Genomic DNA, 795 nt, shown 5'->3' on the forward strand with positions numbered 1-795 from the left:
CCGCCTCGCCGCCGCGCCGGGCCCGGCGCCGCCGCCGGCGGCCGGCGCGGGCGCGGGGGCGGGCCTCGGCGCCGGGCTGCCGCTGTGGCAGGCGCTGCTCTGGGCGGCGCTGGGCGGGCTGATCCTGAACCTGATGCCCTGCGTCTTCCCCATCCTGGCGATGAAGGCCATGGCGGTGGCGCGCCTCTCCGGCGCGGCGCGCGGCGCGGTGCGCGGCCATGCGCTGAGCTACACGGCCGGCGTGGTGCTCTCCTTCCTGGCGCTGGCGGGCGTGATGATGGCGCTGCGCGCCGCCGGCGGGGTGGCGGGCTGGGGCTTCCAGTTCACCGCGCCCGCCTTCGTCGCCGGCATGGGCTGGCTGATGCTGGCGGTGGGGCTGAACCTCTCCGGCGTGTTCCAGCTCGGCGGGCCGGTGGCGCTGGGCTCGGGCGTCGCGGCGCCCCCTTCATGGCCGCCGCCATCGGCGCCGCCATGCTGATGCCGCCCGCCGCCACCCTCGCCGTCTTCGCCGCCATGGGGCTCGGCATGGCGGCGCCCTACGCGCTGCTGGCCCTGGCCCCGGGGCTGGCCGACCGGCTGCCCCGCCCCGGCGCCTGGATGGAGCGGCTGAAGGAGCTGCTGGCCTTCCCGATGTATGCCGCCGCGCTGTGGCTGCTCTGGGTGCTGGCGCAGCAGGTCGGGCCGGAAGGGCTGGCGGCGGCGCTGGCCGGCGGCCTGGCCGTGGGCCTCGCCGCCTGGGCGCTGGGCCGGGCGCAGCTGGCGCGCGGCCGCCGGGGCCGTCTGGCCGGGCGTGGC

Annotated in this window: 1 protein-coding gene and 1 pseudogene; both read left to right on the top strand. The window is 79.9% G+C overall.

The genetic code is table 11. From position 1 onward, the window contains the following. Positions 1 to 478, top strand: a pseudogene (locus tag ACFOY6_RS24345) (protein-disulfide reductase DsbD family protein); the annotation flags it as partial. Next, on the top strand, positions 448 to 795 hold a 348-nt coding region (locus ACFOY6_RS24350), incomplete at its 3' end, for a cytochrome c biogenesis protein CcdA (protein ID WP_456316956.1). The pseudogene ACFOY6_RS24345 and the gene ACFOY6_RS24350, both read left to right, overlap by 31 nt.

Source organism: Teichococcus aestuarii (assembly GCF_042651065.1).
GTDB classification, from domain to species: Bacteria; Pseudomonadota; Alphaproteobacteria; order Acetobacterales; family Acetobacteraceae; genus Pseudoroseomonas; species Pseudoroseomonas aestuarii.